The 13,606-nt window shown below is 58.5% G+C and carries 22 protein-coding genes; 1 reads left to right on the forward strand and 21 read right to left on the reverse strand.

All coding sequences use genetic code 11. The features are described from left to right. Position 1: 1 nt before the first annotated feature. From HU715_RS13480 to HU715_RS13575, 20 genes are all read right to left on the reverse strand, one after another. Positions 2 to 367: a DUF3168 domain-containing protein gene (locus HU715_RS13480; protein WP_186707482.1), complete on the reverse strand. Its 366-nt coding sequence runs from the start codon at positions 365 to 367 to the stop codon at positions 2 to 4. Next, on the reverse strand, positions 367 to 810 hold the full coding sequence (locus tag HU715_RS13485) for an HK97-gp10 family putative phage morphogenesis protein (RefSeq protein ID WP_186707481.1): 444 nt from the start codon (positions 808 to 810) through the stop codon (positions 367 to 369). Before HU715_RS13485 ends, HU715_RS13480 begins: the two co-directional genes overlap by 1 nt. Further along, positions 803 to 1,144 (reverse strand): phage head closure protein, encoded by a 342-nt coding sequence (locus tag HU715_RS13490; protein ID WP_186707480.1) that lies wholly within the window; start codon positions 1,142 to 1,144, stop codon positions 803 to 805. The genes HU715_RS13485 and HU715_RS13490 overlap by 8 nt, the downstream gene beginning before the upstream one ends. Continuing rightward, complete coding sequence (locus HU715_RS13495; RefSeq protein WP_186707479.1) at positions 1,144 to 1,443, reverse strand: head-tail connector protein; 300 nt, start codon at positions 1,441 to 1,443, stop codon at positions 1,144 to 1,146. The genes HU715_RS13490 and HU715_RS13495 overlap by 1 nt, the downstream gene beginning before the upstream one ends. Then, complete coding sequence (locus tag HU715_RS13500; RefSeq protein ID WP_186707478.1) at positions 1,444 to 1,662, reverse strand: hypothetical protein; 219 nt, start codon at positions 1,660 to 1,662, stop codon at positions 1,444 to 1,446. It abuts the gene before it with no gap. Between the two features lie 57 nt (positions 1,663 to 1,719). Further along, positions 1,720 to 2,922, reverse strand: a complete 1,203-nt coding sequence (locus HU715_RS13505; RefSeq protein WP_186707477.1) for a phage major capsid protein — start codon at positions 2,920 to 2,922, stop codon at positions 1,720 to 1,722. Then, on the reverse strand, positions 2,919 to 3,560 hold the full coding sequence (locus HU715_RS13510) for an HK97 family phage prohead protease (RefSeq protein ID WP_153388601.1): 642 nt from the start codon (positions 3,558 to 3,560) through the stop codon (positions 2,919 to 2,921). The genes HU715_RS13505 and HU715_RS13510 overlap by 4 nt, the downstream gene beginning before the upstream one ends. After that, on the reverse strand, positions 3,547 to 4,761 hold the full coding sequence (locus HU715_RS13515) for a phage portal protein (RefSeq protein WP_186707476.1): 1,215 nt from the start codon (positions 4,759 to 4,761) through the stop codon (positions 3,547 to 3,549). The genes HU715_RS13510 and HU715_RS13515 overlap by 14 nt, the downstream gene beginning before the upstream one ends. A 2-nt stretch (positions 4,762 to 4,763) precedes the next feature. Continuing rightward, entirely contained in the window at positions 4,764 to 6,443 is a 1,680-nt protein-coding gene (locus tag HU715_RS13520) for a terminase large subunit (protein WP_186707475.1), read from the reverse strand. A 3-nt stretch (positions 6,444 to 6,446) separates the two neighbouring features. After that, positions 6,447 to 6,935, reverse strand: a complete 489-nt coding sequence (locus HU715_RS13525; RefSeq protein ID WP_186707474.1) for a terminase small subunit — start codon at positions 6,933 to 6,935, stop codon at positions 6,447 to 6,449. A gap of 159 nt (positions 6,936 to 7,094) precedes the next feature. Next, entirely contained in the window at positions 7,095 to 7,436 is a 342-nt protein-coding gene (locus tag HU715_RS13530) for an HNH endonuclease (protein WP_186707473.1), read from the reverse strand. 114 nt (positions 7,437 to 7,550) lie between these two features. After that, positions 7,551 to 7,883 carry a phage holin, lambda family gene (locus tag HU715_RS13535; protein ID WP_153388605.1) on the reverse strand — a complete coding sequence of 111 codons (333 nt, stop codon included), beginning with the start codon at positions 7,881 to 7,883 and terminating at the stop codon, positions 7,551 to 7,553. A 199-nt stretch (positions 7,884 to 8,082) separates the two neighbouring features. Further along, positions 8,083 to 8,646 (reverse strand): hypothetical protein, encoded by a 564-nt coding sequence (locus HU715_RS13540; protein WP_186707472.1) that lies wholly within the window; start codon positions 8,644 to 8,646, stop codon positions 8,083 to 8,085. A 3-nt stretch (positions 8,647 to 8,649) separates the two neighbouring features. Further along, a complete protein-coding gene (locus tag HU715_RS13545) occupies positions 8,650 to 8,817 on the reverse strand; it encodes a hypothetical protein (RefSeq protein ID WP_186707471.1) in 168 nt (55 codons plus the stop codon). 143 nt (positions 8,818 to 8,960) lie between these two features. Then, a complete protein-coding gene (locus HU715_RS13550; protein ID WP_186707470.1) occupies positions 8,961 to 10,250 on the reverse strand; it encodes a tyrosine-type recombinase/integrase in 1,290 nt (429 codons plus the stop codon). Next, complete coding sequence (locus HU715_RS13555; protein WP_186707469.1) at positions 10,247 to 10,591, reverse strand: Lar family restriction alleviation protein; 345 nt, start codon at positions 10,589 to 10,591, stop codon at positions 10,247 to 10,249. Before HU715_RS13555 ends, HU715_RS13550 begins: the two co-directional genes overlap by 4 nt. Further along, complete coding sequence (locus tag HU715_RS13560) at positions 10,588 to 11,019, reverse strand: VRR-NUC domain-containing protein (RefSeq protein ID WP_186707468.1); 432 nt, start codon at positions 11,017 to 11,019, stop codon at positions 10,588 to 10,590. The genes HU715_RS13555 and HU715_RS13560 overlap by 4 nt, the downstream gene beginning before the upstream one ends. Next, positions 11,016 to 11,219 (reverse strand): hypothetical protein, encoded by a 204-nt coding sequence (locus HU715_RS13565; RefSeq protein WP_186707467.1) that lies wholly within the window; start codon positions 11,217 to 11,219, stop codon positions 11,016 to 11,018. The genes HU715_RS13560 and HU715_RS13565 overlap by 4 nt, the downstream gene beginning before the upstream one ends. After that, the gene (locus tag HU715_RS13570; protein WP_367617210.1) at positions 11,212 to 11,892 is read right to left on the reverse strand and encodes a replication protein P; all 681 of its coding nucleotides are present in this window, start codon (positions 11,890 to 11,892) and stop codon (positions 11,212 to 11,214) included. Before HU715_RS13570 ends, HU715_RS13565 begins: the two co-directional genes overlap by 8 nt. Then, complete coding sequence (locus HU715_RS13575) at positions 11,889 to 12,662, reverse strand: helix-turn-helix domain-containing protein (RefSeq protein ID WP_186707527.1); 774 nt, start codon at positions 12,660 to 12,662, stop codon at positions 11,889 to 11,891. Before HU715_RS13575 ends, HU715_RS13570 begins: the two co-directional genes overlap by 4 nt. 215 nt (positions 12,663 to 12,877) lie before the next feature. On the opposite strand from HU715_RS13575, the gene HU715_RS13580 reads away from it, so the two are divergent. Further along, entirely contained in the window at positions 12,878 to 13,108 is a 231-nt protein-coding gene (locus HU715_RS13580; RefSeq protein WP_186707465.1) for a hypothetical protein, read from the forward strand. Positions 13,109 to 13,287: 179 nt separating this feature from the next. Here HU715_RS13580 and HU715_RS13585 read toward each other — a convergent pair whose 3' ends face one another. Next, positions 13,288 to 13,524, reverse strand: coding sequence for a helix-turn-helix domain-containing protein (locus HU715_RS13585; RefSeq protein WP_186707464.1), 237 nt, complete (start codon positions 13,522 to 13,524; stop codon positions 13,288 to 13,290). Positions 13,525 to 13,606 lie beyond the last annotated feature (82 nt).

The raw sequence follows: 13,606 nt of genomic DNA on the forward strand, positions 1-13,606 counted from the left end.
TCTACTGGCTCACGAGCCAGGCGACGTCGAAACCTTTTCTGTAGTTGTGCGTGTCCTTGTCCCGGTCATCAACGCCGAACCCTGTGACGTATGCATACCGCGCAATCACTTTGCGGAGCGCCCCCACAACGGCATCAGCGGACGATGCCGTATCGGCGTAAACGTCCACCTGGAGGCCATATCGATCCGTGTCCGGAACGCCGTTGACGTAGTTGATCGGCGAGCCGCTGACGACCTGCCAGACCGCATAGGGCTTGGTGGTTCCTTCCGGCGCCTCACCGTGCGGGTACAGTCTTGTCGGGCCGGTGCCAAGCAGCGCAGTAACCAATGGTGCCGCGGCGCACACCGTGAAGATGGGGGCGGTCATCAGTTCACCCCCAGCTTGATCAGTTGGTACTTGGCCGAGCTCAAGAACTCCTTGAACAGCGCCTCGCGGTTGTTGGCCAGCGCCGGCCGGAGGAACGGTTTTGCCCGGTTCTTCTCGGTGCCCAATTCCACCCACCACCAGTAGAAAGTGTTGCCGCCCTTCTGCCCTCGCTTGCGCATGCGAACACCCACGGAAACGACCACTGCGCCGACCTCCTGGCCCAGCGCCTTGCGTTCTATCATCGCCAGGTTGGCCGGGATGAAGTTGGCCGTTTCCGGGTCGTCGATCCGCGCCGCGCGATCCTTCGCGTCGAGCAGCACGATGTCCATGGCATCCTTGGCGGCCGGCAACACAACCTTGCGCCGCATTTCCTCTGTCAAGCCCTTGAACTTGGCAGACAATGCATCGGCACCCTTGAGGTTGTACGTGACCCAATCACCCATCATTCACCCCCGAGGAAACCAGCAGCGTCAGGTATTCCTTTCGTGAGTTGGTGTCGGCCAACGGCGGACCAACGATTCCGCAGATAGCGCCGGTACTCAGTACAACGCGCATCTCAGGGGTTATGCCCTCGCGATACCGTATGACGATGCGGGATTTGACTTCGGATTGGCCGGCCTGCGCCGCAATGAGATCGCGAGCGCTCAAATCCTCGACTGAAGCCCAAACCTTGGCGAAATCGACCCATTGCTCAGTCAATTGCTCTCCGGTTTGCGGATCCTGTCCAGTTACTTTCTGCTGGATTTGAATTCGATGCCTGAGTTTGCCGGCCTGCATTAGAATCGCTTCCTGTACCAGAGCAGCCTGTCGACTGCGAGAGGAACCGCTGACGGCCCCCCGCCCATCACCACCGCTTCACGGTTGGCGTACCAATGCCCGACCAGCAGCAGAAGCGCCTGTTCAACATCCCTGGTAAGGCCCATTTCGTCGGGCTCAACCGGATTTGCCTCGACCAATCTGCGGTCGCAGTGCTGCTCAATGTGAGCTTTGGCCGCTTCGAGGTAGGCACCGATCAAGGCGTCTTCTTCGTCGCCATCGACCCGCAGGTGCATCTTCAAGGTGGCCAGCTCGATCATTTACTTAGCCTCTTTCGGCGCAGCAGGCTTGCCGTCCTTGGGTTTGGCGGTTTTTGGCTTGCCGTTGGCATCGAGCTCAACGACCAGCCCTTTGCCGACCAGGGCGTGCGCATACTCTTCGTCAGCGATATCGAACTCTTGACCTCGCGAGACCTTTGGCGAGTCAGCGCCGAGCAGTTCAGCATTGCCAACGAAGCCCCACAGAGCTTTAACTTTCATATTGCCTCCGGAAACAAGAAGGCCGGCGATACGCCGGCCTTCATGGGGTTTGGTGAATTACGGCGCGATTGGGAATTGACCCTTGACCAGCGCCTCTTTGCGACGCACGCCCAGGCCCAGACGCTCTTCGACCAACAGCGCGATCTCGTTGCGGATGAACTGATCATTGATCAGGCCCATCTTGAACTGGAACGACATGCGGTCGAACAACGTGGTGGAGCGAGCGAAGTTGGCCACGAGGAACTCGCCGCCCGTATCAACGTCACCCTCGTCCATGCTGTCAGAGGTGATGACCGGGCGGCCCCACAGGATTGGCGTGACCAGACCCTGCAAGTTGGCGAACAGGTAGCGGTTTTCGCCATCCTTCTGAAGCTCGATGTTCATCCAGTCGAGCTCGGTCATCACGACACCGTCGGCGGACATCTGCGACTGCTTGCGGACCTGGTAGATCGCACGACGCACAAGGTCGATGGCGGTGTCGCCGACCTTGCTCAGCGCGGTGTTGTAGGTCGTGGCCTGAGTCATCAAGCCGTTGAGGTTCTCGCCGGTACCGTCGCCTTTGAGAATCTGGCCTTCTTCCTCGAGTTTGAGGTCGTAGCGCAGCAGTTGTTGCAGGTACGCAAACATCTGAGGCACGTCGGAGAGCACCTCGTCGGTAGCCGGCATCCAGACCGCGATTTTTTTTACGCGATCGGTTTCGGTGGTGAAGGTCACGTTGCTGGTTGGCTTCAAGCCACCTTCAGCCACCGGCCCAGCGCCTCGGGTGTGCAGGTTCTCGCGAAAATACGTGTAGCTCTGCCCAGTCACTGGGATGGTGGTGAGCAGGTCGCGGATGCGCAGCTCCTGGCGAATACCGGGTTGAATCACCGGATCGTAGATTGGTGCTACGACGCCAGCGCTCGTGACCTTCATTTCCTTCATCGAGGCCAGATCAGACTTCGTGACTTCGATGAGCGCGGTGCTGACGTTCTTCTGCTGCAGCCCCTTGTAATTGTCGTCGCCCTTGACCATGTCGATGAAACTTTTGCCTTCGCCTGGTTGGCCGCGCAGCTTGACGCCTTTCTGCTCCAGATCCTGCACCTGGTCGATGACTCGCTGCAGTTCGCCTTTTTGATTGTCGATCTGGCTTTTCAGGTCAGTGGTGACCTGGTTGCCCTTTTCAACCTCCGCGATAGCGGCGTCGTATTTCTTTTGCAGCCCTTCGAAACCGCTTTTAAGTTGCAGATCGAGGGATTCCTTCAGTTCTTTTACTTCGCTCATGGTGATACTCCAAAATGGTGGGCGAACAAGGTGGATATGTCTTTCAGCTCATCCACGATCACCGTGGCCTCACTGCCGCCATCACGGCGTAGTGCGGAGTAGCCGAGCGAAGCGACTGCCGCCGCTTCCTTCTGAGAAAGCCCGATGCGCTCACGCAAGGCGTTCTCGAAAAGTCGAATGTCAGATTTCACAGTGAGGATCTGCGCCTCGGGATTCATCCCGAACGGCACGAAGGAGGCCTCCCACAGCTCGGCCTCCTTGATGATCCGGACACGGCGTCCGGCGCGCTCCTCGAAGCTTTCCTTGATGGTGTTGAAGCCGATCGACATGCTGTCGAGAATCTCGGCTTTCATCAGCTCGTAGGCATCGCGCGCATAACTGACCGCAAGATTGACCCGCCCTTTGAGCAGCAGGCCGTGGTCGTCCTGGGTGTAGTCGGCAGCGCCGACCAAGCGCGTCAGGTCGTGATAGAGCGCAAGCTTCAACTTGCCACCGCGGGTGGACTTCACTCGAGTAAAAGCACCGGGAAGGATGACGTCATCACCAAGATCAACGTTGTTGAACACCGCTGCGTAACCTTCAAAATTACCAGCGTCGTCCACCGTCTTGAGTTCAAACGGGACTTCAAGTTTTGACATTGGTCTGCATCTCCCATCGGGTGATCCGGTTGTATTCATCGCCATCCAAGGGCGTTTGATTTTCCTTTTCGCGGACTTCGTTGATGGTCATCCACCCTGATCCGCCGGAACCACCAAGTGCTGCCTGGTAATAGGCGGCTCGGCCCGCGCTATCGGCCCGCAACAAGCCCTCAACGGTAAACTCGACAAATCGAGAGTTTTTTCGATAAACCTTGTCGTTGAACTCATCCTCGACGGCGTCGATGTAGGGCTTCAGGCCGAAGGTGATAAAGCCGGTGAGTTGCTGCTCAAGGTTTGAGCCCATAATCGAGGTCTTGCCGGCCCTGTTCGCCAGCCAGAGAGGCACGCCGTAGATGCCGGCCAACGCTTCTTCTTGAAACTGCTGGGATTCAATGAACTGAGCATCTTTCTGACTTAGGCCGGCGGGCACGATCTTCGGGTTGCCTTGCAGAATGGCCATCTTCCCGATGTCATCCACGTCACCCTGGCGCACGTCCGGGAACTTCTCCATGACCTGGGCCTGCTGCACCTTGGTCAGGAACTGCTCGTAGATCACGTATCCGCCAGTAAATCCGCCCTTGCGCATGAAGCGCGAAGACCATTGTTGGCCGGCTTTGGCCAAACCCATGGTTTCCGCCTGGTATTCGATGGGTGACAGACCGACGATGCCGTCCAGGCTGAACAACTTGAAATGCAGCATGTTCTCAGGTGAAACGGGAAATCTATCCCCGTCTTTTGGAGTTACCCAGTAGATCAACTCGTCGTCTGTATCTATCGTGATGGTCTTGCAGTCCAGGGGCACAAAACCGATTGCCTCACCGTTACGGTTGCGCTCAATAAGGGCAAAGGCATTACCCCGCAGCGCCATGTTCACTACCACGAACTTCAAGAAGTTCAATAGCGTCATGTAGGGGTTTGGCTTTCGCAGCAGTTTGAGCTCCCGATCCTTGCTCTTCACCACCGTTCGAGTGCCACCGGCCTCGTCATATAGCTTCAGTGGCAATCCGCTCAAGGATTCCGACAGGATCTTCACGCAGGACCAGACCATGCTGATCGACAAGGCTGTCTTGGTGGTCACACGGACGCCGGCTTTGGTGCGCTTGCCGCCGACCTCCATATCCACTTCGACATAGTCGCCCGTGGTCGGGTCGGTGTACCCGAAAAATCCCCACGTCCGGGGGTTATACCAACGAAATGCCATGGTCAGCCTACTAGTCCGAAAAAGCCGTTATTGAGGTAGTCGTCCATGCCTCCGAGAGCCTCTGGGTTCAGAGACAGCAACGAAACGGCGTTGAACGTGGCCATGAGCGGGTCAATTTTGGCGGTACCCGACGCCTGCTTGGTGATAAGGAAAGCGTTTGCCGAGGGCACGCCTTTCGCGTTACCGCAGGCCCAAGCCATCAGAGGCTGACCGCAGTGTAAAAACGCCCCCTCGGCGAGCTTCCGCTCAGTGGTTTTGATGGCACCGGTTAGCTTCCAACCCTGCGATATGCCGATGATCTTGTCTTCCTCGACGCCCGCGTCAGCCAACGCATCAAGCACGGCGCCGATGCCAGCGGGGTCAAGGCCAACTTTGTCCAGCAACCCGGCTTGATTGATGCGGGCCACCGTTGCGGCGAGGTGCTCGACGTCATCGCCGATCTTTTTCACCAGGGTCAGATCACCAACCGCCGCGAGATCCATGAGGCGCGGCGCTTCGGTTTTTCGCCGTGTAAGCACCGATGGATGTGCATAGGCGTGAGCCCAATGCAGCCAGGTCCTGGACTCCCTAACCCGCCCCATCACCGCGAGACCAAGCAAGTCATCAAGGCCGCCGCCGTCGACACCGACGACGATCACCTCACAACGCTCAATCAGGGAGTCGAGGGTAAGACCCGCTTCGGCTTGGGGCTCCCAGAAGTCAGCACCGACCCAGCTGTCCGACATCAGCGCCAGGCCGATCTCGATGTTTAGGAATTTGGCGAGGAAGCCGCGAACTTCTGCTTCGCCGTCCATCTCAGCCTGCATAAACAGACGTTCGAGGGTTGGCCTGTCCACCGAGTAGCCCATATTCGGGTTTACCAGGTGGAAATTTTCCGGCCGGCGGGCCTCTCCGCTCTCGATCATGTCAGGCGGAAATTCATAGATCACAGGGAGGAACCGAGGATCCTCAATCCGACCTTCCCGCACGCCGCGGGCATAGCTCAATTTCGACCTGAATATGCCGGCCGGCGGCTCGTTTGACTGAGTCGTCAGCCAGATGATGAAGCCTTCTGGACGGGACAGCAGGCCGCCCGTAGCCTCGCGGATCATATCCGGGGCCTTGACGTTCTTGCCAAACAGCCAGGCCTCGTCGATCAGCACGCCAACGGCTTTTTTGCCGCCGACCACATCGCTATCCGCTGCAACCACTTTCAACGTGGCACCGGTCTCGCGGTGCGTGATCAGTTTCAGGTGCGGCTGGACGTGAAGCAGATCGCTCAGTTCTTCATCATGCTTGACCATTGCCGCGCAAGGCTTGAACGCGTTGTCGGCAATTTCCTTGGTCGGGGCCAGGATGATGAACTCGGCTTCCAGCCGCCAGTTGCGAATCAGGGCGGTCAGCATGATCGCCGCAGCAATCGTAGACTTTGAGTTCTTCTTCGGAATGCACAGGAAGTATTCGCTGATCAGGCGGTGGCCTGTCTCGCTGTTGTAGCTACCAAAAATTGCCCCGGCAAAGTCGATAACCCAGGGTGCGCATGCTGACTCGATTGTCGGGCAACCTGGCGCATCGACGATCTTCAGCGAGCGAAATACTTCGAGGCCTTCTTCAGCTTCGGCCGGGAAAAGGGGTGGTGGAATTATCGATTCGCCGGCAGAGAGGCGCCGCCACCAATCCGGGCAGGCTGTTGTCCATTGCATGGGCTACCTCTTCACTACAGTAAGCGGTGGCTTACCCGCGGCATACTTGCCTTTTCCAGCCTCTTTCGCGGCCTCTGCCTTGATATCTTTCTTGCCGGCCTCCCCTTTCTTGCCATGCACGTAGGGAACAGCCGTCTGAGCCGCGTTTCGCCGGTCGAAAATTTTGGCCCTTGGCTCATTCATCAGCGCCAACAACCACGCAAGAGGATCTTCAGTGGTGGGCAGGCAGTCGAGGTACTCACCGCCGGCCTCGTCCACTTCAGGTGCTTGGTCGTCGGAGGTCGTTTTCTGTTTTCGCTGCTTTTCGGGTTTAACACTCAGCTCGGATCGGCGAGCAAGGATTGCGCTGCAAATCTTGGGATCATTAGCCCAGCGCGAACCGGCGGCGGAAGCCGTGGAAGCCTTGCAGCCCGCGGCTTCAGCCGCTTCTTTGTTTGACGCACCACGGGCTTTAGCGTCAACAAACTGTCGTTGTTTGTCTGTTAACACCATTAACAAAATACCTTGGGGTCGGGAAAAAAAGTGCAAATGGGATCGGGCGCGGTCTGGAAGCGATATACCCCCTATATTTAGCCCCCCCCCTCCATAGGATCTTTCAATTGCACCATTTTAGTGCTTGTTAGATGGGAATTCATCGCATTTGGCAACCCCTCACCACGACCGCGAAGCAGCAGCCTCTTCGGCCTGCTTGACCGAGTCATGGCACGGCTTGCACAGGGTCTGCCAGTTGTTCCTATCCCAGAACAGGGCCATGTCACCACGGTGAGCCTCGATGTGGTCGACGACTGAGCCGGCTGTCACTCGACCCAATCGCTCGCAGTAGGCACAGAGCGGGTGAGCATTGAGCCAGCCCTCGCGAGCCTTCTGCCACTTGTAGCCGTAGCCACGCTGAGCAGAGGTTTCCTTCGTCGCTCGCCAGGAGTTGGTGTTAACGGCAACGAGGCGGTCAGGCTGGGTTTGAACCCTGCTTCCCAGCGTCTTCAGCCTTCCCATTAGGTGATGCTCCGTCATGAGGTTTGGTTGAAAGCACTGAAGCAGCTCGGTCCGCTGCGATCCTCAGCCATTTAATCGCCCTGGCTCGGCGTGCGGCACACCCGGTGCAGGCCATCATTCGGCCTTACGGCTGGGCAACTTGAAGTCAGTCACCCTGTCAGCAATCGAGCGAATCTTCTCGACGCCAAGGAAGCCAACCCAGCCACCAACGAAGGTAGCCATGCTCTGTGGGAGCGAGAAGAACTCAAGCCCACTGATAATCGTCAGGGCGAGCCCGCCGCAGATCGCGCCTTCCACAATCATCTGGCGGCGCGTACCGCCACCATAGGTGATCCTCAGCACAGCCATTGCACAGGACAACGATGCCGCGTAGAGGATTGGCGAATGCTGGCTCAACCACGCAAGCGCTATCGCCCAGGTGTCTGGTTTGTCTGGCATGTTCGGCATCTCAGCTTCCTCCCTTTCGGGGAGCGAATAGATCCGACTCCTGGCTCACTCCCAGTTCGGAACGATGGGTGTGCAGGAGCCGAAAACGAAAAAGCCCCGCTCAGTGGCGGGGCTTTATGTGTGTCGTTGCGCTCGGGTGATTATCACCACACGCAAGATCGACATGATGGGATTAATTTACGGCCAGCCGGCAAACAGGTCAAGCGGCATCAACAAAGATTTGTTCACGGTCGAATATCTCAGTGGCATGGATCACGGCCTGCTCCTCAAGAGATTCAAGCCGCTTGTGGATTCCGCCTCGCCAATTGCGGCGCGTGCGCTCTGGGGAGCCCGCCAGATCCCAGGTATTCATGTCGTAGAACTCGGACGGCAACACGATCATGTCTGTGGATCGCTTCCCTACCTGCACACCCCTGAGCTTCGGTATGGCCCAGGCCGTCAGCGCCTTGTAGATGAACAACTGAGGTGCCGGAGAAACCATGCGAGCTACCAGCCTGCCAATGGCACTGACCTTATTAGCCTTGTGCGTCGAATACTTGGCCACCAGCACATCCCACTGCGCCGGCTCAAGCTGCCGGTGCAGCAGCGCGTAAAGGCAACAGTCATAGTCAAACTTGTCACGCACTGACAGCGTGCTGCCGGTGCCACCCTGGCGCAGGTCTGCGTCGATCAGCTTCTGCCAGGACTGCTTGGTGCTGTTGTCGATGTTGTCCGCTGCCAGCACCCGCACCAGAGTGCCCATCACGTCTTTATACATGGCCATGGCTCAATCCCCCTTGAACGATGAGCCGCCAGGGCCGCGGCTGTTGTTCTGCTGGTACTCGTCAACGATGCAGCGAGCCGGGTTATTGCCGACGAGCTGTCGGCGTTCCCGGCGTAGCGCCATGCCCAACTGCACCACAAGCTCTTCAATAGGCAGTGGTTCCAAGGTCATCGCGTGGACCTGCCCAGATGAGTGACAACCGACGCAGGCAAGCGTGTGAAAAACGCCCTGGATGTGGCCTTGACCAGCACATGACGGGCAGTTGGTGAGGGGGATTGGCCAGCGCTGCAAGGCGGGGCCGTGAGTCTTTTTGATCATTTTGAAACCTCGCCTACGGTTGATTCGTGAGTAGCCTCACAGCCCTTATGCGGCGTGGCTTTGAGCGAATTATCGGATTCACCAGATGTAGCACCTGTGTAGCCGTGAATCAGGGCAAAACCCTTGCTGTCTAGATAGGCGTGCCACAGTTCCAGGGCGGCACGCTTGCGGGCCATCACATCCGACTGGATGTAGACCTTCACGTTGTGGCCCATGGCGTGGTTGATCAGCAGCTCGCCAATCAAGTGGTCGACGCCTATATCCGCCCAGGCGGTGCGAGCCAGCTTGCGCAGGTCGTGGCTGGTCCACTCTCCCCTGCCCAGACGCCGGAACATGGCGCTGGTCTGGCTCTCGCTGAGTGGCTTGCCGTTGCGCCCCGGGAATAGATAACGGCCCGTATAGCCGGCGGACTGCTGGTTGGCCTTGTGTTTGGCCAGCAACGCGCAGACCTGGTCGGTCAGCGGCAGAGAATGCTCGGCCCGGGTCTTGGTGTTCTCCGGTGGGATGAACCAGGTTCGCTCGGCGATGCTCAGGTGCGGCCACTCAGCCAGGCGGGTTTCCCCCACGCGATTGCCATGGCACAGCATCAGCAGCGCCAGCAGGGCGTCCTCGGGATGGGTCTCGAACTCCTCGATCAGGCTCACGATCAAGTCATCAAGGTGAGCGACCCGAAGCTTTGACGGCTTCACGCGCACCTTGGCCTTGGAGAAGTCGCTGAACTTGATGCCCTGCATTGGGTTCTTGTCTATCAGGCGCAGGACCATTGCCTGGCGAAAGGCCTTGGCCAGCAGCTGGAACACCAGCCGCACCGTGTCAATCTTCAGGATCTCCTGAAGCGGCCACATCAGTAACCGATCCAAGGTTTGGCGGTCCAGGTCGGCCAGCGGCACTTCACCGAGGCGCGGTATCAAATGGCACTTGATCGCCGAGGCGGCCGTCTTCTTGCGCTTGTCGGACAGGTTGCGGTCCTTGGCCATGCGCTCAGCGAACCACGCCAGCACCTCGCCCACAGCGCCCCACTCGGACACCACCGCCCCGCCGTGGCTGGCAATGCGCAGGCGGATATCGGGCAGTGCCCCAATCATCTGCTTCGCGCTCAAACCTGGGTATGCACCGATTTTGTACCACTGGCGTTTGACCAGCAGGTACCAGGAGCCTCGGGTGCGATCAGTGGAGAACCGCAGATAGAGCCCAGGGTTGCCCGGGTCACGAAGACTGTAGACGTCTGCGTTCGCGGCCTGGCGCGCGATCTCGGCATCGGAGATTTTCACGGCTACAGTGATCATAGGTCAGGCCTCGGCCAGATGTTCAAACCTTGTTTTTCGCCGCTGTCATAGCAGCTGCGGGCTTTGTTGTGCCGATTGTTCCAACGCTCGATGGCGATCCGCATCACGTCAGCCACCTCAAGGTCATAGATCTGCTCGAATGTGCCGAGCGAGCATGTGTTGATGTTTGGGCCCTGGGCGCCGCAGTCGTGACACCAGACATGAGCCTCGTACGCCTCGTCGAAATCTTCGTTCTGCTTGTGCTCCTCGAACACTTCCTCTCTGGTGATCCAGTTGTGCGCGATGATGCAAGGCGGCCCTTCGCAGAAAGGACAAGGCGCCATTTTGATTGGCTCAATCATGCAGCGACCCTCGTTAGTGGTTGGAGCAGGTACGCGCGAATCGCTTCCAGGGCGTCGATGTGCCCACGGCAAACGATGGCCAGATAGCCTTGCTCGGTCAGCGCTTGGATGTAGGCGTCCTGGTTGGCAGAAACGGCCGCGTCGAACGGCGGCATGGCCTTGAACTCGATGTACAGCCCGAAGTACCCGCCACGGGCCATCGGCAGTACCAGGTCAGGAACCCCGGCCCTCACGCCCTGCTCTTTCAGCTTGATCGCCACCAGCTTGTGCCGGTGACCGCCGTTCGGGACGTGGTAGATCAGTTTCGCGGCCGCCGGGTAACGCAGGGTGACCTCCTTCAACAGCGCGGCCTGCTCCAGGCCTTCGCGATCAACTGGTTTCGCCCGCTTAGCCTTTGGCTTGAAGAGTTTCGGCGTGGACAGCCTCATACCTTCTCTCCAGTGTGGAGGTCGACAATTTCAAAAGTTGTCGGCCACAGCATCCGGCCGAACTGCTGAGCCGCTGCCCGGTGTTCGAACAGCGCTACGGCGCGATCAGCCTTGTCCGTCAGGTCCAGCTTGTGCCCACAGCAATGCACGGCGTAGCGGTAATCCGTTGGGTCTGTGGGGGCGAGACGGAAATCAGCCACGGGCACCTCCTTTGGCGCGCATTGCACGCAGTTCTGCTAAGGCAGAGTTGCCCACCTCGGGGTTACGCTCAGGCTTAGGCGCGGCGAGTTCGGCGGCTGGGATTGGGCCCAGGGCCTCGCCTTTCCAAATCTTCCGGCACTGGGCCAGGTAATGCCGCTCGAAACTGGCAAGCCCCAGTTCCCGGGACAGTAGCGGCAGGCTGTGAAAGCCGGCGGCGGCCGTGGCGTGATAAACGGCCGGGTGCATCCACTTCGCCGAGGCACGCATCGCCGGGTGGCAGTTGCGCAAGCCCTGGGCATACGCTTTCTCCACGCTGGGCAGACCCAGTCCTTCCGGAGCAAAACACCAACTGACAAAAACCCCAGGCGCTGGGACGAATGCGACTTTGCTCGCGCTCAGCACCCGCATGCCGTGGTCGATCTGCTCCATCCGTGTGATGCCCGAGCGCATGAACTCACCCAGCCACTCCAGCTTGGCGGCGTTCATCACCGCCTCGGTAGACCAGGACTGACGCCAGGCACCGCAGGCTCCACGCAACCGCAGGAAAAGGTCATCGATCACGGCCTTCGTCGCGGGATCGACTTCCGCTACAACTGGGTCGGCTGGCGCCTGGTAGGAGACATCGGTCCGGCGGGTAGCAATCAGGTCGCTGACGTGGGTTGGGGTTTTCACAGGCGCACCCCCTTGGCAGTCCAATCGCCGGTACCGTCCATGTCGTCGGCAGGCTCGCCGCGCTTCACGGCGCTGCCACGCTTGATCCACTTCGCCAGGCGGTAACACCATCCGCCGGACGAGTCGCGGGTTTCGCTCTTCGCGACGAAAAAACCCTTGAATGAACCGACCATCTCGTCGTTTACGGCGTCGAACTTCAGGCCCATCAGGTGGAGCTGGCTTTCCAGTTGCTTGGGGTTGTAGGCCCACTCGGCGAACATGGAAAAGCGTTGACGGGGATCGGTGCCTTCGAGGGCTTGGCTGTCCTGCTCAGCAACCACATCGGAAAACTCGCGCTGCAGCTGCTGTTCGGTTACTTGATGGTTAATTGACGTATTGGGTGCAGATTCTGCACCCCGTTCTGTCTCAGGCTGCACCCCGCTCTGTTGTGAGCTGCACCCCGTTGCGTCATTTGCACCCCGCTCTGTACGGGGTGCAGGATTTGCACCCCGCATAAGCTGAAGGTCGTAAACCACTGGCCGCCGGTCGTGGCGATCAATGTGAACGGCGGCGATGGCCTGGTTGCCCTTTTTGATCAGGCCCGACTCTTCCAGGACGTCTAGTTTGTAACGCACGGTACGCTCGGACAGACCAGTGTCCTGAGCCAGGGTGGTGGCCGATGGGAAGGCACCAGCACCGTTGGAGCCGGCATAGTTGGCAAGGCACAGCAGCACGTGGCGAGCGCTGGAGTCCTTGAGAGTTTGAACGGGCAGAGAAAGCGCCCAGGACATAGCTTGAACGCTCACGACGAGATTCCTTGGAGTTTTGCAGCCGTATTGCACGGAGCGATGATCATGCTCATAATGGCCCCACTGTGTTTTACAAGTTGTTGGAAGAACCGCCCTGCCAGGCGGTTTTTTTATGCCTGCGATTCAGGCGCTATGGGTGTCCGGCGCATCCGTGGTAGCTTTTTGCTTCCACACGAAAAGGCCATTGGAGGCCGGACATGAGCGATGAAAAAGTAATCACCCCTTTCGAACTTGGTGTTTGTGTTGCGATGCAACTTGTTGGGAAGGCGATTGCAATGAATCCACATCTGGACATCGAGGAGCTGAAGCGCGACGCGGCAGCAGTGATGGGAACGATGCCAAGCGAACCCAAGTGGGTAGGCGGGCCAGGAGTCCATCAAGCTGCGATCGAAAACCTGTTGGTTGGCATAGGCAAAGTGAAGCGGTAGAAATCTTGCTGGCGAGGTAGTCGAGCTTTTCGGCCGCCCCGCCATCAACCGGATAGCCTGCGTCGTTATTCGTGTTGTTCATGCCCTTCCCCTTCGTGTTTTTGAATCCGCTACTGGATGGATCAACAGCTAATCCGTTGCTCTGCTAAATCTGGGAAAAAAAACCGACAATGGCCAAATCAAGCAGCTGATTTCGGATCGGCGCCTACGATCAGCAGGTAAAGATCAGGACGGATCATCGAGACGGTCAGAACGCCGTCGGTTGCGTCTTGGAGCTTTTTGCAAAGCTCAGGCGAAGCTTTCCGATGGCCGCCAGCAATCTGGTACAGGTAGCCGACACTCGTACCCGCCGCCTTCGCTACTCGATCTCGCTCTTCATCGGCCGCTTGCTTCAGCCACGCTTGCATTGTGGTCATGGGTTTCTCCAGTTATCTCGGCGCAAGCTTAGCGCTTAGCTAAATAGTTAAGCAAGCAAGAGTTTAGCTTAGAGAATATTTA

The sequence above is a fragment of the Pseudomonas zanjanensis genome (assembly GCF_014268745.2).
GTDB classification, from domain to species: Bacteria; Pseudomonadota; Gammaproteobacteria; order Pseudomonadales; family Pseudomonadaceae; genus Aquipseudomonas; species Aquipseudomonas zanjanensis.